Source organism: Actinocrinis sp. (assembly GCF_035938995.1).
Classification (GTDB): Bacteria; Actinomycetota; Actinomycetes; order Streptomycetales; family Catenulisporaceae; genus DASZGI01.
Genome location: NZ_DASZGI010000166.1, coordinates 21,885 through 40,471 on the forward strand (window position 1 = coordinate 21,885; position 18,587 = coordinate 40,471).

15 protein-coding genes and 1 pseudogene are annotated in these 18,587 nt (G+C 69.9%); 4 read left to right on the plus strand and 12 right to left on the minus strand.

The window, feature by feature from the left end; genetic code table 11:
* Positions 1 to 16: 16 nt before the first annotated feature.
* Genes VGZ32_RS12070 through VGZ32_RS12095 form a run of 6 tightly spaced genes read right to left on the minus strand, consistent with a single transcriptional unit; the run spans position 17 to position 5,221 of the window.
* Positions 17 to 601 (minus strand): EboA domain-containing protein, encoded by a 585-nt coding sequence (locus VGZ32_RS12070; protein ID WP_326886048.1) that lies wholly within the window; start codon positions 599 to 601, stop codon positions 17 to 19.
* Positions 598 to 1,455, minus strand: coding sequence for a sugar phosphate isomerase/epimerase family protein (locus VGZ32_RS12075; RefSeq protein WP_326886049.1), 858 nt, complete (start codon positions 1,453 to 1,455; stop codon positions 598 to 600). Before VGZ32_RS12075 ends, VGZ32_RS12070 begins: the two co-directional genes overlap by 4 nt.
* Positions 1,452 to 2,324 (minus strand): SCO3242 family prenyltransferase, encoded by an 873-nt coding sequence (locus tag VGZ32_RS12080; protein ID WP_349263579.1) that lies wholly within the window; start codon positions 2,322 to 2,324, stop codon positions 1,452 to 1,454. The genes VGZ32_RS12075 and VGZ32_RS12080 overlap by 4 nt, the downstream gene beginning before the upstream one ends.
* Before the next feature lie 37 nt (positions 2,325 to 2,361).
* Positions 2,362 to 3,498 carry an inositol-3-phosphate synthase gene (locus tag VGZ32_RS12085; RefSeq protein ID WP_326886051.1) on the minus strand — a complete coding sequence of 379 codons (1,137 nt, stop codon included), beginning with the start codon at positions 3,496 to 3,498 and terminating at the stop codon, positions 2,362 to 2,364.
* Between the two features lie 53 nt (positions 3,499 to 3,551).
* Positions 3,552 to 4,748, minus strand: a complete 1,197-nt coding sequence (locus VGZ32_RS12090; protein WP_326886052.1) for a prenyltransferase/squalene oxidase repeat-containing protein — start codon at positions 4,746 to 4,748, stop codon at positions 3,552 to 3,554.
* A complete protein-coding gene (locus VGZ32_RS12095; RefSeq protein WP_326886053.1) occupies positions 4,745 to 5,221 on the minus strand; it encodes a GAF domain-containing protein in 477 nt (158 codons plus the stop codon). Before VGZ32_RS12095 ends, VGZ32_RS12090 begins: the two co-directional genes overlap by 4 nt.
* A gap of 239 nt (positions 5,222 to 5,460) precedes the next feature.
* On the opposite strand from VGZ32_RS12095, the gene VGZ32_RS12100 reads away from it, so the two are divergent.
* Positions 5,461 to 6,189 (plus strand): family 16 glycoside hydrolase, encoded by a 729-nt coding sequence (locus VGZ32_RS12100; protein ID WP_326886054.1) that lies wholly within the window; start codon positions 5,461 to 5,463, stop codon positions 6,187 to 6,189.
* 111 nt (positions 6,190 to 6,300) lie between these two features.
* Here VGZ32_RS12100 and VGZ32_RS12105 read toward each other — a convergent pair whose 3' ends face one another.
* From VGZ32_RS12105 to VGZ32_RS12130, 6 genes are all read right to left on the minus strand, one after another.
* Complete coding sequence (locus VGZ32_RS12105; protein WP_326886055.1) at positions 6,301 to 7,704, minus strand: PQQ-binding-like beta-propeller repeat protein; 1,404 nt, start codon at positions 7,702 to 7,704, stop codon at positions 6,301 to 6,303.
* Positions 7,705 to 7,777: 73 nt separating this feature from the next.
* Positions 7,778 to 8,983 carry a glycoside hydrolase family 88 protein gene (locus tag VGZ32_RS12110; protein WP_326886056.1) on the minus strand — a complete coding sequence of 402 codons (1,206 nt, stop codon included), beginning with the start codon at positions 8,981 to 8,983 and terminating at the stop codon, positions 7,778 to 7,780.
* A 30-nt stretch (positions 8,984 to 9,013) separates the two neighbouring features.
* Positions 9,014 to 9,706: a polysaccharide lyase family 7 protein gene (locus VGZ32_RS12115; RefSeq protein WP_326886057.1), complete on the minus strand. Its 693-nt coding sequence runs from the start codon at positions 9,704 to 9,706 to the stop codon at positions 9,014 to 9,016.
* Between the two features lie 88 nt (positions 9,707 to 9,794).
* Positions 9,795 to 11,714: a right-handed parallel beta-helix repeat-containing protein gene (locus VGZ32_RS12120; RefSeq protein WP_326886058.1), complete on the minus strand. Its 1,920-nt coding sequence runs from the start codon at positions 11,712 to 11,714 to the stop codon at positions 9,795 to 9,797.
* A 92-nt stretch (positions 11,715 to 11,806) separates the two neighbouring features.
* Positions 11,807 to 13,066 (minus strand): glycoside hydrolase family 27 protein, encoded by a 1,260-nt coding sequence (locus VGZ32_RS12125; protein ID WP_326886059.1) that lies wholly within the window; start codon positions 13,064 to 13,066, stop codon positions 11,807 to 11,809.
* The gene (locus VGZ32_RS12130) at positions 13,063 to 14,565 is read right to left on the minus strand and encodes a glycoside hydrolase family 28 protein (RefSeq protein WP_326886060.1); all 1,503 of its coding nucleotides are present in this window, start codon (positions 14,563 to 14,565) and stop codon (positions 13,063 to 13,065) included. Before VGZ32_RS12130 ends, VGZ32_RS12125 begins: the two co-directional genes overlap by 4 nt.
* A gap of 295 nt (positions 14,566 to 14,860) precedes the next feature.
* Here VGZ32_RS12130 and VGZ32_RS12135 point away from each other — a divergent pair, with 295 nt between their 5' ends.
* The 3 genes and pseudogenes from VGZ32_RS12135 to VGZ32_RS29060 form a co-directional block, all read left to right on the plus strand.
* Entirely contained in the window at positions 14,861 to 16,354 is a 1,494-nt protein-coding gene (locus VGZ32_RS12135) for a glycoside hydrolase family 28 protein (RefSeq protein ID WP_326886061.1), read from the plus strand.
* Positions 16,355 to 16,421: 67 nt separating this feature from the next.
* Complete coding sequence (locus VGZ32_RS12140; RefSeq protein WP_326886062.1) at positions 16,422 to 17,498, plus strand: LacI family DNA-binding transcriptional regulator; 1,077 nt, start codon at positions 16,422 to 16,424, stop codon at positions 17,496 to 17,498.
* 97 nt (positions 17,499 to 17,595) lie between these two features.
* Positions 17,596 to 17,814 (plus strand): annotated as a pseudogene (locus VGZ32_RS29060) (integrase core domain-containing protein); the annotation flags it as partial.
* Positions 17,815 to 18,587: the final 773 nt, after the last annotated feature.

The window sequence follows — 18,587 nt, forward strand, 5'->3', positions numbered from 1 at the left end:
CGTCGTGCGTCGTACGTCATGCCTGTGGCGTTTGAAGCCGGGCGAGCAGCGCGGTCGCGTCGGCGGCGAAGGTCCGGCCCGCGGCACGGCGCTCGGCGGCCAGGTCCGCCAGCATGAGCGCGAGTTCGGCGTCGGCGCGCTCGTCCAGTGCGTCGATCGCGGCCAGCTCGATGCCCATGAACACGCACTTGAGCACCCCTTGCCGCCAGGCCGCGGCGTCCAGGTGCCGGGCATAAGGACCCAGCGATGCGGCGACCAGGCGGGGATCGTTCGTGCGCAGCGCGTCGCGCAGCAGCTCCACGGCGCCGTCCGCGAGGTCGAGCCGGGGCAGCGCGCGCAGCACGCCCCGCTTCTCGGCCGCGTCACCGTCGTGGTAGAGCACTGTCACGGTCGCGGCCAGCGCTTCACCGCGTTGTGGCAACGCGGTCAACAGCACGGTGCGTGCCGCGTCGTCGACGGTCCAGCTGGCCTCCTGCGGACCGGGGTGCGGCAGCGGTCCGCGTCCGCAGTGCCGGCCGGCCGACGGAAACAGCTCCCTGATGGCGTCCGGATCGGCGGCGACGCGGGCGGCAGCGGCGCCGAGCCAGCCAGGATCGGTCACCCGGGCTCCTTCTGTTCGGCGGCGCGCAGGAATGCCAGCGACTCACGGGCCACGACCGGCGCCGCGTGCGAGTGGCGGGGCAGCTCCACGGAGACCAGCCCGCGATAGCCGCAGTCCGCGAGCGCGCGCAGCACCGGAGGGAAGTCGATCTCGCCGACGCCGAACTCAAGATGCTCATGCACGCCGCGCCGCATATCGTCGATCTGCACCGTGGTCAGGTACGGCCCGGCCCTGGCGACGCAATCCGGCACCGGTTCGGGTTCGAGGCAGCGGCAGTGCCCGATGTCGAGCGTCAGCCCGAACACGCCGGGAGCGCCGAGCGCCGCGCGCAACGCGAACCACTGATCGAGCGTCTGCACGAGCATGCCCGGCTCGGGCTCGAACCCGATCCGCACGCCGGCCGCGTCGGCCTCAGCCACCAGCGCGGCGCAGCCGCGCACCAGCCGGTCCCACGCCTGGCCCGGCGCCAGCTGCGGCGGCGCGGTGCCGGACCAGCACGAGACCGCCTCGGCACCGAGGTCGGCGGCGATGTGCACGGCGCGGCGCAGCAGGTCGAGCCGGGGTTCGGGGTCGTCGTCGAGCAGGGTCGGGGCGTGTTTGCCCTGGGGGTTGAGCAGGTAGCGGGCACCGGTCTCGACGACGACCGCGAGCCCGAGCCGCTCCAGCCGCACCGCCAGCCGCGCGAGCCGGCGGGGCAGGCCGGGCGGGTAGGGGTCGAGGTGCCGGTGGTCGAGGGTGAGCGCGACCCCGACGTATCCGAGCTCTGCGACGATGGCCAGGGCGTCGTCGAGTCGGTGGTCGCCGAAGCCGTTAGTTCCGTAGCCGAATCGCAGGGCCTTGTCGGACGTCGTCATGTTACCGCCGTCCTGGCGGCGAGGCGGCGGCCGACCGCGGCGGCCAGGGCCAGCGCCGCCGCCGCTCCCGGCATTCCCAGCCCGGCGGCCAGCGTGCCCTGGAGAGCAGGCAGGCTGGTGATGCCCGCACCGACGGCGCGGCGCACGTTGGCCGCGCTCGGCTCGGCGGCCGCACGCAGCTGCGGCGCGCCGTAGAGCGCGGCGTATCCGGCGGCGAACGCTCCCGTCAGGAGCCTGCGAGAACTTTGGCCGCGTGCCGGCGCCGTGGCCAGCGTCGTCACCGCGGCCGTCGCGATCAGCGTGGCCGCCGGCAGCCCGCGGCTCGCGCCGTGAACCTCGTAGCGCGACAGCGCAGTCACCGTATACGTGTGCGCTGCGATGGTGAGCGCCGGCAGCGCGGCCCGGCGCATCCGGCCCGCGCTCGCGCCGAGCAGGACGTCCAGACCCCGGCAGGCCGCCATCGCGGCCGGCCCGACGACAGTGCCCTTCAACGCGACGTCGTACGCCCACACCGTCCCGGCCAGCACGCTCGCCGTCGCCGCGGCGCTCCTGCCGCCGGAGAACCCTGCGAGCACGCACCCCGCCGCCGTCAGACCGACGGCCAACCCGAACGCGTCGCCGGGCCGCACCCGTCCCGACGGGATCGGCCGGTGCGGGCGTTCGGCGGCGTCGAGGTCGCGATCCGCCCAATCGTTGGCGGCCATTCCAGCCCAGTAGAGGCATACGGACGCGGCGGCCAGTCCGGCGGTGCGAGTGACGGCGCGGGTGCTGAGATCGCCGGTCGCGGCGGCGCCGACTAGGGCGTCTCCCGGCACGGACAGCGCGGCCGGGGCGCGCACCAGCTCGGCCAGGTCGCCGCAGGTCGTCATCGGCGCGGGCACGTGCGGCTCAACCCGGTCAGTGTCGTCATCCGATACCGGCGACGAAGGCGCGCAGCGCCTCCCACTGCGCGCCGAGCGCGTGTTCGGCCGGTCCGAGCGGGTCTTTGAAGAAGAACGCCAGCGCGTGCAGCGCTCCGCGGTGCCCGGCGCGGTGCGCCGCGGCGGTGATCCGGGCCAGATCGAGCACGAGCGGGGCGGCCAGCGCGGAGTCGCAGCCGTGCCAGGTGAACTCCAGGCGCATCGCCGTGCCGAGGAAGCCGGAAAAGCCGACCAGGTCCCACGCGGTCTTGAAGTCGCCGAGGTCTTCGACGTACTCGATCCGGGTCGGCCCGTCGGGCTGATAGCCGAGGGTTTCGGCGAGCACCCGCTGTTTGCTGGCGCTCTTCGCGGCGTTGGCGCCGGGTGCGGCGAGGGACGCGCCGTCTCCGCCGCCGAGCAGGTTGAACCCGGACCACGAGCGCACCTGCAGGCGGCGCATCGCGAACATCGGCGCCAGCACCGAGCGCAGCAGCGTCTCCCCCGTCTTGCCGTCGTGTCCGGCGTACGGCAGCCGCTCACGCTCGGCCAACTCGGCGAGCGCGGGCAGGCGCGCGCCGGTCGACGGAGTGAAATCCACATACGGGCATCCCGAGCGGAACGCGGCGTAGGCGTAGAGCGAGCTGGGCGGCAGCACGTCGCGGGACGCCCCGGCGAGCGCGGACTCCAGCGCGGCCAGGCTCGCGTGAGCCGGGTCCGGCGCGGCGGCCGGCTCGGTCGACGACACGTTGACGACGACGATCCGGTCGAGGCCGTGGCGGCGCCGGAACGAGGCGAGGTCCGCGGCGACCGCGTCCGCGAGGTCGGCCTGCCCGAGGCCCGAGGGCACCGGTCGCAGTTCGGCGTCGACCGCGTCCATGTCGTCTTCGAGGGCTGTCACCAGACCGTCTGGCAGCACGCCAGCGCTGGCGAGCAGCCGTGCCTTCTTCGCCAGGCGCCCGGCCGCGACGTCGTGGCCGCCGAACACCAGATCGGCGAACGGCGGCAGGGCCGTGTTGCGCAGGTCAGGGTGCACAGTGACACAGCCGACCGGCTCGACCAGCCCGCGGCGCAGGGCCAGCGCGCCGGTGATCGTGGTGGTGGCGACCGATCCGCGGCCGCCGATGAGCCAGACCCCTGTGCGCACACGCCCTCCAGCGATGGTTCTCACTCGCGGGTTTCTTATTCACTGCTTCCCGTTCACTGCTTCTTACTCAGGATATTGATTGTGCTGAGCGCGAACGCGGTACTGAGTACGGCGTCGAACTCGAGCCACCGGGGGTTCGGGTTGGTCCAGCAGCCCTCGGGCGATTGGGCCGCGCGCAGTGCCGCCCCGAGCTCGGCACTACACGCATGCCGCGTGCCGTCAGCGGTCTGGATCACCTCGACCCCGGCGCCGTCGAGCGCTTGGGCGAGGGAGAAGACGTACAGGTACCAGCCGGCCTGCGTCATGTCGTCGGAGTCCGTCTGTCGGAACCCGCCGTGCTCCGTGGGCCACAGCGGGCGCTGGCCCGCATGCATGACGTCGGCGAAGCCCGCGTGCTCGGTCACCGAGTAGTGATCCCGTATCCAGCGCAGCGCGGCGGCTGCCTCGGGCGCGTCCGGCGACAGCCCGGACCGCAGATACGCGGTCAGTCCTTGGCAGGTGCTGATTCCGGAGGCGACGACCGGATCGGCGTCGGCTCTCCTCGTCCATCCCGGCGGTCGGCGCAGGTTCTCCAGCGTCGAGACGATCCCGCCGTCGCCGCTGAGCTGGAAACCGTTGCCCGCGAGGTAATCGAGCACGTCCGGCCGAGTGTTGACGCCCAGGTCGTTCTGGCAGCTGCGTACGTACTCGATGACGCCGGTCAGGAAGGGATCGCCGGGCAGGACGCCGGCGCGGCGCATGCCCTCGGCGGCCATGCTGGTGGGCGAGATCATCGCGAACGTACGGGTGAAGGTGGCGTGCGGGTCCTGCGGCGTCGGGGCCGGGGCCACCATGCCGTGGCCGATGCCGCCGTGGTCCAGGCTGCCGTGCCGCTGGTTGCGGCGCAGGTAGTCGACGGCCCCGATGATCTGCGCAGCGTGACGCCCCGCGCCGCCCGGCAGCATCCAGAGCGCCAGCGCCGTGCAGTACGGCCGGTAGTAGCGGCCGTCTTCGCCGTCGCCGAACGAACCGTCAGGGTTCTGGCGCGCGGCGAGCCATGTCACGCCCTGGCCGACCGCGTCCGAGTGCGGCGCGTCGCCGTCGTCGAGTGCGGTCAGGGCCAGCACGGTCATCGCGACGCTCGGCGCCGAGACGCCGGGGCGCAGCGGCAGCGTCCACGCTCCGGACGCGTCTTGCCGGGCCAGCAGCCAGGATTCGGCGCGTGCCCGCATGCCGTCGAGCGACGACGCGGCGTTGACTGGCACCGTCACGGGGACACCTGTTCGATCACCGGCACCGGTTGCACGGCATCGGCGGGAACAGCCGGAACGGTGAGAAGCCTGGTCGCCGCCGCCGTCAGACTGCTGATTTCCCCCTCCGGGATCTCGCGCTCGTCGTCGAAGGCGATCCCCACGACGCCGACGATCTCGCCGGCCTCGTCGCGAACCGGCAGGGCGACGGCCGCTCCCGCCCCGACCGCGCGTGCCCCCGGCCGCACGACGCCTCCGGCCGTGTCGGACTTCAGGTCGCAGGTCTGCACGGGTTCGCCGCGCAGCCACGCGGTGCCCGCCATTCCCTTGCCGCGCGGGATCACCGCGACCGCGGCACGCAGCGGCTCGGGCAGATTCACGTCCGCGGTCAGCAGCAGATCGTCCCGGTGGACGAGATGCACGGACCCCGCGACACCGCCGAACACCTCGACGTAGCCGCGCAGCCGCGCGCGCAGTTCGTCCTCTTGCGCCATTGTCGCCCTCCGCCTCCGGGACTGATGCTCCGTTTCGTATCAGTGATCTACTCGCCGTTCGTCCTCGGATCAATGATTCCTCGGATGTTTCATCGTGTTTCACTGGACATGACGCGCATAGCTCCAGGTCGATATGAAAATGCACGCTGTAACATCCTATGAATTGTTGATTCGATTCTGATTGTGGAGTACGCCTCCGGCTGGTGGCACAACCCACACCGAACAGACAGGGAGCAGATATGCGCCGACCGCTCGCAATCCTCGCCGCCGCAGCCGTCGTGCTCGCGGCGTCCGTCGCCGCGCCGACCCCGGCCGCGCAGGCCGCCGCCGCGACCAAGCCCCCGGCCGCCAACCCCTACGGCGACCCGAACCTGGTCTCCATGTTCGACGGCACCAATCTCAACGGCTGGACCCAGGCGGCGCCCGGAGAGTGGTCCGTCGTGGGCGGCGCGATCCACGGCAACGGCACCGCCCGGGGCTGGATCTACTACAACGTCAAGCAGGCGGGCACCTTCCGCTGGATCTTCAACGTGCGGCAGGTCAGCGGGAACCACGCGCCGACCGTGCTGATCTGGGGCACGGTGACGCCGCTGCGCGACGCCCTGAGCGCGATCCAGTTCCAGCCGCCGAACGGCGGGCACTGGGACTACCGCCCCGGGCACAACAACGGCGGAAAGGGCGAGTTCACCCAGTTGCCGCACACGAAGATCCCGACCTCGTCCTGGGCGCAGTGCGAGATCATCGCCGACCAGGCCACCGGCGTCGCCCGGATGGCCTGCTGCCCGCTGGCCCCTGGCGCCGCCACCTGCAAGGGCGTCGAGGTACTGGACTTCAAGGACAAGACGGCCGGGCGCGTCGGTCCGCTGGCGATCCAGGTGCACAACAAGGGCATCCACGACGAGTACAAGAGCCTTTACCTCGAGTCGCCGGTCGTCGACAACCCCGGCGGCTTCATCACCACCAAGTAGCAGTAGCGACAAGGGCTGACAGCCCTGATAGCTGAGCCGGAACGCGGGTCCCAGTCCCCTCGCGGGGAGCCGGGACCCGCTCTTTCAACCGGCGCTGTTCGGGACTCTCGCTCAGCGCGGGGCGAGCGCGGTGACGGTGCCGTCCATGCCGGGCGCCAGCAGGTGCCCGTCCCCGATCGACGGCGCGCCCCAGTACTGCGCGCCGGACGGGTTCTTGTAGGCGAACAACTGCTTGCCGCTCGTCGCGTTCAGCACGAGCACGTCCGGCCCGGCGGGCACCGCGATCACGCCCGGGGCCGCGGCGATGGCGCCGAGCACGTGGCCGGTCGTGGCGCAGAACTGCCACTTGGACGCCCCGGTCGCCGGGTTCAGGGCACGGACACCGCCGGCGCAGCTCTTGCCGCCGATCTTGGTGCTGCCGCCGGCGACGTACAGGGTCGAGCCGTCCCACACGGCCGGCGAGAGCGTGCCGTTGCCGCCCTGCGGGTTGTCCCCGCTGACCGCCACCTGGTCTTCCCAGACCGGCCCGGCCGCGATGTTCGTGCGGTCCCAGGCGTAGAAGATGCCGTTCTTGTTGCCGAGGCCGACCAGCTGCCGGGCCTTCCCGCCGATCGTCGCGGTGAACAGCGTGGGCACCGAGCCGAAGTCGCCGTCGGCCAGCCGCTGGCTCGCGGGCACCGTCCAGTGCGCGAGCACGGCCAGGTCGGAGGTGCGCAGCTCGATCAGCGAGAACGCCAGGTTGGTGCCGCCGCCGCTCGGACCGCCTCCGGGCACGTACATGTCCCCGGTGGCGGTGTCGATCGTCGGCGTGCCGAAGATGCCGCCGCCGACGCTGACGCTCGTCTGCAGCGCGCCGGTCATGGCGTCCAGCTTGTAGACGCGCGCCGCGATCACCGGCTGGTCGGCCAGCGACGAGGTCGAGACGTACACGCTGCCGCCGAGCACGCGCACCGAGCTCCAGGCGAACGTGTCGCCGCCGACCGCGACGATGTTGGTCCGCCAAATGATCGCACCCGTGCTCGCATTGATCGCGAAGGCCGCGACCTGGCCGCCGCCGACGGTGTCGTTGCCGCCGCCGAACGCCCAGAGCACCGGCGTGCTGCCGATCTCGCCGTACGCCGGGGTCGCGGCGGCGCCGGCGACCTTCGGGCTGCACTTGCCGCAGGTGGTCGTGCCGATCGCGCGCGTCCAGAGCGTGGCGCCGGAGGCGAGCGAGGTCGCGTGCAGGTTCCCGTCCCAGGAGCCCCAGTAAGCGACTCCCCCGACGACGAGCGGCTGCGCGCTCGCGGCGCGGCCGCTGTGCGCGACCCACGTCGCGTGCAGCGTGGCCGCGTTGCCGGCGTTGATCGTCATGTCGCCGGCGTTGAGGCCGGACCCGGCGTCGTTGTACGTGTACTGAGCCCAGTCCGCGCCGCCGGCCTGGGCGCTGGCCGCCTGGCCGGACGCGGCCCACAGCCCGCCGGCCAGGACGGTTGCGACCGCGGCTACCGGGACGTACCTCTTCCAGAGTTTCACGTGCGTGCCTCCAAAGGCGTCGAGACGTGCGCATGGACTTTCGGCGTGCGCCGCGCCGAAGGCGGAACCGGACTCAGCCGGCGTGGTTCCCTTGCAGCCATTCGTTCATGATCAGGAACGCGCCCAGGCCGTGGAAGTCGTTGGTCGCCCGCGGCCGGGACAGGTAGTAGGACAGGTCGCCGACGTTGGTGCCGATGCAGATGTTCTTGATGTCGGTCAGCCCGCCCGAGCCGAGTGAAACCTCCGCCATGACGCCCTGCTCGCCGCGGGTAGCGACGGACTCGTCGGCGGCCGAGACGTAGCCGAGCGAGACCGACTTGGCGACGATGAAGGTGTACATCGAGGAGCACGACGTCTCGGTCCAGTCCGAGGACAGGCTCCCCTTGTCCACGACCTGGAACCACCGGCCGGTCGCCGGGTCCTGATAGTGCGCGATCGCCGCGACCAGGTTGCGCACCGTGGCGAGGATCGCCGGCCGGTGCGGGTCGGCGGCCGGCAGTGCGTCGAGCGTGGCGAGCGACGCCATGCCGTACCAGCCGATCGAGCGGCACCAGAACTGCGAGGAGTGGTGCGTCGCCGGATCGGCCCAGCTGATCGGGTTGAGCGAGTAGGCGTGGTAGAGCAGCCCGGTCGGGCTCTCCAGGTGGCTGCCGTAGACGGTGATCTGCTTGGCGGCCTCGCTGTCGGCGTACGCCGAGTCGTTGTACGCGGCGCCGTAGCGCAGCAGGAAGGGCACGACCATGTACGTGCCGTCCAGCCACAGTTGGTTGGTCAGGCCCGTGGCGTGCCAGAACCCTCCGTCGGGTGTGCGGGGGTAGGTGTTGAGGCGGTTGCGGATCTGCGCGGCCGCGGTGGCGTACTTGGCCTGTCCGGTCTGCTGGTTGAGCAGGATCAGCAGGTTGCCCGCCTGCATGCTGTCGAGGCTGTTGAAGCTGTTGGAGATGTGCCCGGACGAGCTGACGAAGTGGTCCACCCAGCCTTTGATGTACGCCAGGTAGCTCGGGTCGTGGGTGCGCTGGTAGACCAGGTCGGTCCCGTAGAGGAAGAGGCCGACCTGGTAGCCCCAGCCGCCGAGCTTCGTCGGGTCGGGGAAGCGCTTCATCGTGGAGTCGACGACGGCGCGCGACCAGTCGGTGGCGGGAGCGGCGGCCGCGACCGGGGCGGTCCGCGCCGTGGCGGTCGTGGCCGCGGCGGCGTTCGGCCCGGCGGTCAGGCCGAGGCCGAGCAGCGTCGCGAGGGCGGTCAGTGCGGCGGTGATGCCGAGGTGACGGCGCGTCATGGGATTCTCCGTGGCGGCGGGGGATGCGGCTCACTGTCGCCAGAGCTCGATGTTCTTGAAGTGGGTCTCCGACTTGGCGCCGGAGAGGTTGTAGACGCCGTTCTTGAAGTAGAACTGCGTGCCGGCGCTCTTGGTGTAGTGCGTGGTGAGCGCCAGGGTGTTGTTCACCCAGATCTGCACCAGGTGGCTGGTCGGGTTGTACGCGGCAGCGAGGTGGAACCAGGACCCGACGATGTTCCTCGCCAGCAGGGTATTGACGCTGTTGTAGAGGTTGCCGTTCTTGGTCTGGATGTAGATCGCTTCGCCCTGGCCGTTGACGTGGACCTGCATGATGCAGGTGCCGGTCGTGCCGGGGTCGATTTCGACGTCCGCCTCCCACAGGTGCTCGCCGCTGGACCAGTTAGTGTTCCAGCGCAGCTCCGTGCGCGCGCCGGTGGAGCTGCCCGGCGAGAACGGCTTGTCGCCCTTCAGAATCCACGTGTTGTACACGCCGCCGGTGATCGAGAAGCGCGCCGATTCCGGCAGGTTGTACGGGCTCTGAACCTTGTAGGTGTCGGTGTACTGCGTCAGCCCGGCCGTTGGGCCGGCGGGCGACGCGGCCGTGTTGGCGTGGCTTCCGGTCGTGGCCGTGGCGGACTGCGCCACGGCGACACCCGCGACGCCGCCGGCCGCCAGGGCGCCGGCCAGTATCGCGGCCCTGATTCGATAACCGTGTATCAACATTGACACTGCCGTATTCCTCCGGTCGGTGGGTGGTACGTGCACGACTCGGGGCGCTCACATGGCGGGTGCGAGCGCCCCGGCGTCCTGGTCAGCGCGCCGGCTGCCAGCTCAGGATCGAGCGGAACCCGGACTCGAGCCCCGCGTTCGCGGTGATGCTCGACGGGATCTGGCTCGCGCTCGTGATGTTCGTGTTGTTCTTGATGAGCACGGCCTTGGCGTTGTACGGCGCCGGGCCGTTGGTCCAGAAGTTGCCCTCGATGTCCAGCGGGTCGTACGTGCCGTTGTTGAGGGTGTAGTTGGTGTGCTTGCTGCCCCACACGGTGGCGGCGATGTTGTACTCGCCGTTGCCGGTGATCGTGATGTAGCTCGAGCCGTTGTCGGTGTAGATGCCGTGGCCGGTCGGGCTGACCTGGTCGTGCACGAGCGTGCCGGTGATGTGCTCGCCGGTGGTGAGCGAGCTGCCGGTGATGCCGTTGGTGTAGATCGCGCCGCCGTCGGCGAGCACTGACATGTGGTTGAAGATGAGGTTGTCGGAGAACAGGTTGTGGTTGGAGTAGTTCGGCTCCGCCGGCAGCTTCACCTTGTCCGGCCAGCCGCCCCAGCCCACCGAGATGCCGGTGTACGGCAGGTGGTCGAGCTGGTTGTGCGCGACGGTGGCGCTCTCGACGTATCCGATGTCGATCGCCACGCCGCCCTGGTACTCGACCGAGGTGTTGTAGAAGTGGTTGTCGGCGATGGTGTCGCCGCTGGTGTGCTGAGCCGCGTTCGCCGGCTCGTTTACGTCCACACCGCCGAGGTCCACGCCGTTGCCGGAGATGTCGGTAAACACGCAGCCGGTGATCGTGTCGCTCTGTGAGCCGTCGCCGAGGTCGAGCCCCGCCGCGCCGAGGTGGACGAAGTAGTCGTGGTCGAACGTGACGTCGCGGTCGTAGGCGAGCGAGACGTTGCCCGGCATCTTGGTCCAGTTGCCGTAGGGGCAGCTCCCGCCGGGCACGAAGGTGCACAGGCCCTGTGCCGCGTAGCCGTGCGTGCCGGTGATCGTGTACGTGGCCTGAATCTCCGAGAAGCCCTCGGGAGAGCTGGTGTCGGTGTCGGTCGCGTACGAGAACTGCAGGCCGCGGAACGCGATATCGTGCACTGCCGCGATCTGCGTGCCGACCGCCGTCAGCAGCGTCGGCAGCGCCGCGGCCTCGACGTCCTCGCTCTGCAGGTTCTCGCCGGAGCGCGGGATGTAGTACACCTGGTGCGCGGTCGGATCGAGGTACCAGTGCCCGGTGGTCAGCAACTCGTAGGCGTTCTCCACCGAGGTCGGCGACTCGGTGATCGACTGGCGGCCGACCAGTTCGTAGGTGCGGCCCGAGCCGTCGGTGCGCAGGACCCGCTTGGTGGAGTTGTTCCAACAGGGCTGCGCCATCGTGATCGTCGTGGAGCTGATCGAGGCGACCGGGCAGCGCGGCTCGGTCCACGCGCCCAGGCCGCCCTTGTAGACGAATTCGATGCCTGACGGATTGCGCCAGCCGGCCATCGGATCGCCGGACGCCGTCGTGTAGCCGGTCGAGGTCTGAGTCACCTTCACCGGCAGGCTGCCGGTCGCGCGCGGCGCGCGGGTGCCGTCGACGTACAGCTGGCGGGTCGCCAGCGAGGACGGCGCGGGGGCCGACCAGATGTTCTTGCCCGCGTCGGCCACCTTCCAGCCGGTGATCGGCACGCCGCCGCTGATCACCGGGAACGTGCCGGGTTCCGCCTGCCAGGTGACCGGAGCGCCGGGGCTGCCGGAGTCCGCCGGGGTGAGTGTCAGCGGGCTGCTGAGCTGGTAGTCGCCGCCGGCCAGGTTGACGGTGACCGGTGCGCTCGAGCCGAGCGCGCCGCGCACCGCGGTCTGCGCGCGTGCGAGCGTTGCGAAGGGGCTTGCGGCGCTCGTTCCCGAGTTGCCGTCGCTCCCGGTCGGGGAGACGTAGAAGTTGACCGTCGTCGCCGCCTGCGCGGTGAGCGCCGGAAGCGCGGTCAACGCGCCCGATGCACCGAGGGCAGCCGCGGCGAGCCAGATCCCCTTCCCACTCTTCCTGCTAATGCGTGCCGATCTCGCCACGGTTGGCCCTCTCATGACGCGCTCGCCGGGTGGATGCGGAGCAGGACCGTGCCGTGTGAGGGCACGGTGACCGTCCACGACGAGCTGGTGGTATTCGTCGTCTTATGCGCCCACAGATCCCTGAGGGTGTAGCTGCTGGCCGCGCCGAGGCCGACCGCGCTCGCCGAGGTGGAGATCGGCGCGCTCGCCCCGGTCTCGTTGAAGAAGGCCACCGCGACGTCTCCGCCGGACAGGCGCTTGGCCAGCACGCGCAGGCCGCCCTTGTCGCTGATCTGCACTCCCTGCACGCCGAGCGGGTCCTGGTCGACCGCGATCACCTCGGTGTTGCCGAGGACGTCAAGGGTCTGCGTCGTGGCGGAGGCCAGCTTGGTGCCGATCAGCAGCGGCGCGGCCATCTCCGCCCACATGCTGAACTGGGTCTGCGCCTCGGTGGCGCTCAGCCCGGCGTTGCCGACCTCGAGCATGTCAGGGTCGTTCCACGCACCGGGGCCGGCGTACTTGGCCAGCGGGATGTTCTTGTCGATGTTCGAGTCCAGGCGCGCCCAGTTCGGCTTGACGTCGCCGGTGGTCCGCCACAGGTTGCCGACCTGCGGCGACCAGTCCTCGGTGTTGATCCCGTTGTCGCCCTTCTGGCAGATGCTGAAGACGATCGCCTGCCCGGTCTTCGAGCGCGCCGCGGCCAGGCCGTTGCTCATCGCCGTGTAGCGCTGGATGGTGGCCGCGCGGGTGCCCTGTCCGGCCGCCTGGTTGCAGTTGTCGTCCTTGAGGTAGTCCACGCCCCACTGCGCGAACTCGAGCGCGTCCTGCGCCTCGTGCTGGAAGGAACCCGGGAAACCGTGCGAGCTGCACGTCTTGAGCCCGGAGTCGTTGTACAGCCCCAGCTTCAGGCCGAGTGAGTGTACGTACGCGGCGGTGCCCGCGATGCCATCGGGGAACTTCGCCGGGTTGGGCACGAGGTTGCCGTGCGAGTCCCGGCTCGGCTGCGCCCAGCAGTCGTCGATGTTCACGTACTCATATCCGGACTGTTGCAGGGTCTTGCCGTCCGAGAGCACGTGGCCGTGGATGAAGTCGGCGGTCTGCTTGATGAAGGCCTCGCTCACCCCGCAGCCGACCGCGTTCCAGTCGTTGAACCCCATCGGCGGAGTCAGCGCCAGACCGTTGGCGAGCGCGTCGGCGGTGCTCTCGTGCGCGACCACTCCCGTCACCGCCGCCGCGACGACCGCGAACGCGGTCAGGGCTCTGGCAGGCAGCCGGTTCGTCAGCGCCTTCACTTCGTCACCGTCTTGCCGTTGATCGTCACGTTGCTGAACGCGATGCCGGTGACGTGGCTCATCACGTCCGCGCCGTGCGAGATGTTGGTGAACGTGCAGTTCGAGGCGGTGATCCCGTGCACCGGGTCGCTGCTCAGGCCGGTGACGTCGAAGGCGTACGGCGCGGTGTGCCCGGTCGAGTTGGTCACCGAGAAACCGCCGAAGTCCGGCGCGAACGAGCCGGTCTGGCCGTTGTAGGTCATCGTGACGAAGGCGAACGCGCCCTTCTGGTTCGACGCGGTGATGCTGTCGAGGTTGATGTTGGTCGCGTAGCCGCCGCGCTGCGTGTTCGACTTCACGTACAGCGCGTAGCGCGTCGGGTTCGCCACGATCTTGTAGGCGTAGACGTTGCGGATGCCGCCGGTCAGCTCGCTGCCGCAGCTCACCGCGCCCCACGGGCCGCTCATGTGGCAGCCCACGATGACGATGTTCTGCGACGGCGTGTTGATCCGGCGCCCGTCGGCGTCCCGGCCGGACTTGATCGCGATGTTGTCGTCGCCCGCGCCGAGTGTGCAGTTCTGGATCACCACGTGGTCGCAGCACTCGGGGTCGCAGCCGTCGGTGTTCGAGTTCGTCGCCGAGGTGGTCACCGAGTCGATCGTCACGTTCGTGCTCAGCGTCGGGTGCAGCTGCCAGAACCGCGAGTTGTGCAGGGCCACGCCCTGGATCAGCACCGTGTCACACGCGTAGGGCTCGACGAAGGTGGAGCGCATCTGGTGCCCCGAGCTCGGCACGATCCGCTGCTCAGGCGGCACGCCCTTGACCACCAGCGTCTCCAGGTACGCACGGTCGGAGCCCACGTTCCACGGCGCGGTGCCCGACGCGTCCAGCGTGCCGGAGCCGGTCAGCGCGATGTTCGAGGCGCCGTGCGCGTAGATCATCGGCGAGCGGTTCATGCACTCGATGCCCTCGTACCGGGTGAGCACGAGCGGGAACTTGGTGGCGTCGCCGCTGAACTTGAGCGTCGCGCCGCCCGCCAGGTTCAGGTCGACGTTGCTCAGCAGCCTGATCGCGCCGGTCAGGTAGGTGCCCGCCGGGACGGTGACGTGGCCGCCGCCCGCCGCGTTGCACGCCGCGATGGCCTTGGCGAACGCGGCGGTGTTGTCGGTCGTGCCGTTGCCCACGGCGCCGTACGAGGTCACCGGGAAGGTCGCGGTCGGGAACGCGGGCAGCTTCGTGCTCGCGACGATGGCGTTGGCCGCCGGCCACGGCAGAGTCGGCACGGCCGAGGTGCGCAGCTGCGTGACCCGCCCGGCCAGCAGCCTGCCGGGCGCGGCGGTCGTGCGCGGCAGGCCGGCCGCCTGCGCGCCGACCGCGCCGGCCAGGGAGGCGGCGGCCGCGCCGCCGAGCACGGCTGCGCCCCCGGCCAGCAGGCCGCGCCGGCTGACGGACGGACGGCTGACGGCGGACCGGCCGCCTTCTTCGGAGCCCTCGTCGGAACGATCGGGCTTACTGCTCATGGGTGTCCTGCCTAAGGAAGTGGGTGAGGGGTAGGCGCACAACGCCCGATTACGGGCGGATTTCGACACTCGGGTGAGAGGTCTACACCTCTGTTCCGCAACCGGTCAAGAATTCATCCGATGTTTCAGCTTGTTACAGTCACTGATTCATCAGACATGCCGTCGTGGCAGCTCAGTCGGCACGCCTGGATTTGCGCCGCCGACCGGTGAATCAACACTCTTTGACCTCAGCCGCAACCTGGCGTACACCAAGCGCGATGTAAACGTTTGCGCATCCCGAAGGGAAGCACCCACCGTGAAACGTACGCGCATCACTCTCGCCGCGGTCGCCGCGCTCGGCACCGCGGGCGCTCTCCTGGCCGCCCCGGCGCAGGCCGCATTCGCCTCAGGGCATGCCGCGCCGCAGGTCTTCAACGTCAAGTCCTTCGGCGCGACCGGCAACGGCAAGACCATCGACACCCCGGCGATCAACAAGGCCATCGCTGCCGCGAGCGCGGCGGCGGGCGGCGGGGTGGTCGAGTTCCCGTCCGGCACCTACGAGTCGGTCTCGATCCACCTGATGAGCAACGTCGACCTGCAACTCGATGCCGGCGCCACCATCAGGGCCGCGTCGAGCGGCTTCGACGCGGCGGAGCCGAACTCCTTCTCGCAGTATCAGGACTTCGGCCACAGCCACTTCCACGACGCGCTGATCTGGGGCGAGCACCTGACCAACGTCGCCTTCACCGGCTCGGGCACCATCGACGGCGCTGGCCACCTGAAGACCGGCAGCATCAGCTCCGGTCAGGCCGACAAGGCGGTATCCCTCGCCATCGTCAACGGCCTGACCTTCTCCGGCATCACCATCAAGAACGGCGGCCACTTCGGCATCCTGCTCAACGGCGGTAACAACGTCACGGTCGACCACCTGACCATCTCGACCGCCTCGAACCGCGACGGCTTCAACGTGATCAACACCGCGAACATGACGGTGACCGCGAGCAACATCGCCTCCAGCGACGACGCGCTGGTGTTCAAGAGCGACTTCGCGCTCGGCCGCACCTTCCCGAGCACGAACATCAACGTCAGCAACACCACGGTCTCCTCGACCGGCAACAACGCGTTGCAGTTCGGCTCGGAGACCTGCGGCGACTTCAGTAACGTGCACTTCTCGAACATCACGATCAACTCCGCCGGCAAAGCCGGCATCGGGATCGTATCGATGGACGGCGCGCACATCTCCGACATCAGCTACGACCACATCACGATGACGCACGCGGCGACGCCCATCTTCATCAAGATCGGCGACCGCGGACGCTGCCCCGGCCACCCCGGCGCCGGCACGATCAGCGGCGTCACCATCAGCAACGTGACCGGCACCGGCCTGAGTGACGGCGGCTCGTACACCAGCACCATCACCGGGCTGCCCGGACACCCGGTCACCGGCGTGACCATCTCCAACGTGAAGCTGACGGTCCCCGGCGGCGACCCCGCCTCGGACGCGAGCATCAACCCGCCCGAGGCGCCCACGACCTACACGCCGAAGGACTACGGCACGCGGCCGTCGTACGGCTGGTGGCTGCGGCACGTCGGGAACATCTCGTTCCAGAACGACCAGGTGGGCTTCACCAGCAACGACGGGCGTCCCGCCTTCCAGACCACTGACGGATCGGCCGTCTCCCTCAATAATGTCGTGGTGGAGCGGGGCACGGGCAGCCCGTACGACGTGGGGTTCTTCTCGTCGAGCGGGCAGAGCGTGACCGGCAGTACCACCACCACCGGCGCGCCCGTGCGCGTCAAGACCGGCTGACCGGCGACCGGCCGACTGCGACTAGGGCTGGGATCCCGTGCCCCGTGAACGAGGAGGCAGGCGCGCGATGGCGGTCACGATCCGGGACGTCGCGCGGCACGCCGAGGTGTCCATCGCCACGGTGTCGCGCGCGCTGAGTGCACCCGACCTGGTGGCCGAACAGACCAGGGCCCGGGTCGTGGCGGTGGCCCGGGAACTCGGCTACGAGCCGAACCGGGCCGCCCGCAGCCTGATCACCGGGCGCACCGGATTCATCGGAGCTGTGGTGCCCGACGTGGCCAACCCCTTCTTCCTTGGCGCGCTGCGCGGAATCCAGGGCGCGGCCCGCGAGCACGGGCACCACGTCCTGCTCGCCGACACCGCCGAGGACCCGGTCGCCGAGGCCGAGCTGATCAACTCGATCAGTCGGCAGGTGGACGGCATGATCCTGCTCTCCTCGCGGCTGTCCGTCGCCCGGCTCCGGGAGTTCCCCGGAGCCGGGCGCACGGTGCTGTTCAACCGGGTGCTGCCCGGTTTCCCCGCCGTACTGCTCGACAGCGCGGACGGCGCCCGGCAACTCGTCGCCCACCTCGCGGCGCTCGGACACCGCCGGATCGCATACGCCGGCGGCCCACGCGAGTCCTTCGCGGACGCCGAGCGGCGGCGCGGGCTGGCGAAGGTCTGTCAGGACACCGATATCCGGGTCATCGACCTGGGCGCGTTCCCACCGGTGTTCTCCTCCGGCGCGCGCATCGCCGATCTCGCCCTGGAGGCCCGGGTCACCGCCGTCATCGCGTACAACGACCTGGTGGCGCTCGGCGTGATCGCACGGCTGCGCGACCGGAGGATCGACGTGCCGGTGGACATGAGCGTCACAGGCTTCGACGACATACCGATGGCGTCGATGAGCGCGCCACGGCTGACCACGATGTCCGTGCCGCTTGAGCAGGCCGGACGCGCCGCGGTGGAGCTGCTGCTGCGCCAGTCCGAGGGCAACGGCGCCGGGAACGGAAGCGGGAGCGGGAACCTGATCTCCGACCCGCAGCCGCGCGGCAGGCTGCTGCCGGTGCGGCTGGTGGTGCGCTCGTCCACAGCCGCGCCCCGGCGTCCCGGCGGCTGGACCTCGCGCGGTTCGCGCGAGGCGGCCGACACACCCCACAAGTAACCCCACATTCGTACCCACACGATCGCGACAACGACCACGAAACATCGCAATGCCCTGATCACGATGGGCGCGCTCGCGCTGACAAAGCACCAGCCGAACCGGCTCCTGCCTCGACGGCGCACCCGCCGAGTCCTTCTTCGCCACACTCAAGGCCGAGATCGGGGTCCACTCCTGGCCCGACCGCGCCACAGCGCGCCGAGACATCGAGAACTGGATCAAGCTCTACAACGAGCGGCGCCTGCACTCCTCGCTCGACTATCGGACCCCTCTCGAAGCGCGAACCGCCTGGCAGCAGCGAATGTCAACCGCTGCATAAATTAAAGGGAGGTAAGAGAACCCGTCGACTTCATCGCCTGGGTAGACCTGCAGGGCGCCGCTGCCGGTCGAGTTTGTCACCGTGACGCCCAGGGCTAAGGCTCCCGATGAGTTGGCCGGTATCGCAGCGTATGACAAGGCGTGTACCTGCAAAATCCGTAGGTCCTGCCCACGAAGCCACCGGTGCCGAGTCCGGTGTGGGTGTCGATGATCCGTACCGGGTTGACCGGGCTGCGGCCTCAGGCGCCAGACCACTGCGTCGGCTCAGGACGATTTTCACCATTTGCCGCGGCCCCACCGTGCCAAGCGCCCGGCCACGAGCATGCGATGGACTGCACCCTCAACCTTGCGTTATGCACCCCGACACTTGTGGACGCCCGTACGCCGAGCAAAACGGCAGGTCAGGCACCATAAGATCGATTGTCCTCGCCAAGACTGCTGCCGCTGAAGGGCAGCGTGCCAGGCAACCGCGCGTTACGTTTGCCTGGCACGCTGCCACGGCGAGAAGCGCGCGAGATCTTCACGGCCGCCGGGAGCCGACCAGCGTGTCCACCGCCACCGAGCCCGGTTCGCCACCCGTGACGCCGGATCAGCAGGTCGCACCGCCATTCGACCCGCCTGGGAACAGCTCCTTGAGATAAGACGCAAGTAGAGACGGAACGATCTGCAGAATCTGGTGCACAAATGGCGCACGGAACAGCTGCACAGCCCGAAGATAACCACCCACGAGAAGAACAAAGGCACAGGTCAAGAGGCCTTCACCGACCTAACCCA

Bases quoted from the DNA above. Each gene is read 5' to 3' on its own strand.
- VGZ32_RS12095 (WP_326886053.1), bottom strand. From the start codon at position 5,221: ATGGCGCAAGAGGACGAACTGCGCGCGCGGCTGCGCGGCTACGTCGAG.
- VGZ32_RS12130 (WP_326886060.1), bottom strand. From the start codon at position 14,565: ATGAGCAGTAAGCCCGATCGTTCCGACGAGGGCTCCGAAGAAGGCGGC.
- VGZ32_RS12115 (WP_326886057.1), bottom strand. From the start codon at position 9,706: ATGTTGATACACGGTTATCGAATCAGGGCCGCGATACTGGCCGGCGCC.
- VGZ32_RS12140 (WP_326886062.1), top strand. From the start codon at position 16,422: ATGGCGGTCACGATCCGGGACGTCGCGCGGCACGCCGAGGTGTCCATC.
- VGZ32_RS12080 (WP_349263579.1), bottom strand. From the start codon at position 2,324: ATGACGACCTGCGGCGACCTGGCCGAGCTGGTGCGCGCCCCGGCCGCG.
- VGZ32_RS12100 (WP_326886054.1), top strand. From the start codon at position 5,461: ATGCGCCGACCGCTCGCAATCCTCGCCGCCGCAGCCGTCGTGCTCGCG.
- VGZ32_RS12110 (WP_326886056.1), bottom strand. From the start codon at position 8,983: ATGACGCGCCGTCACCTCGGCATCACCGCCGCACTGACCGCCCTCGCG.
- VGZ32_RS12075 (WP_326886049.1), bottom strand. From the start codon at position 1,455: ATGACGACGTCCGACAAGGCCCTGCGATTCGGCTACGGAACTAACGGC.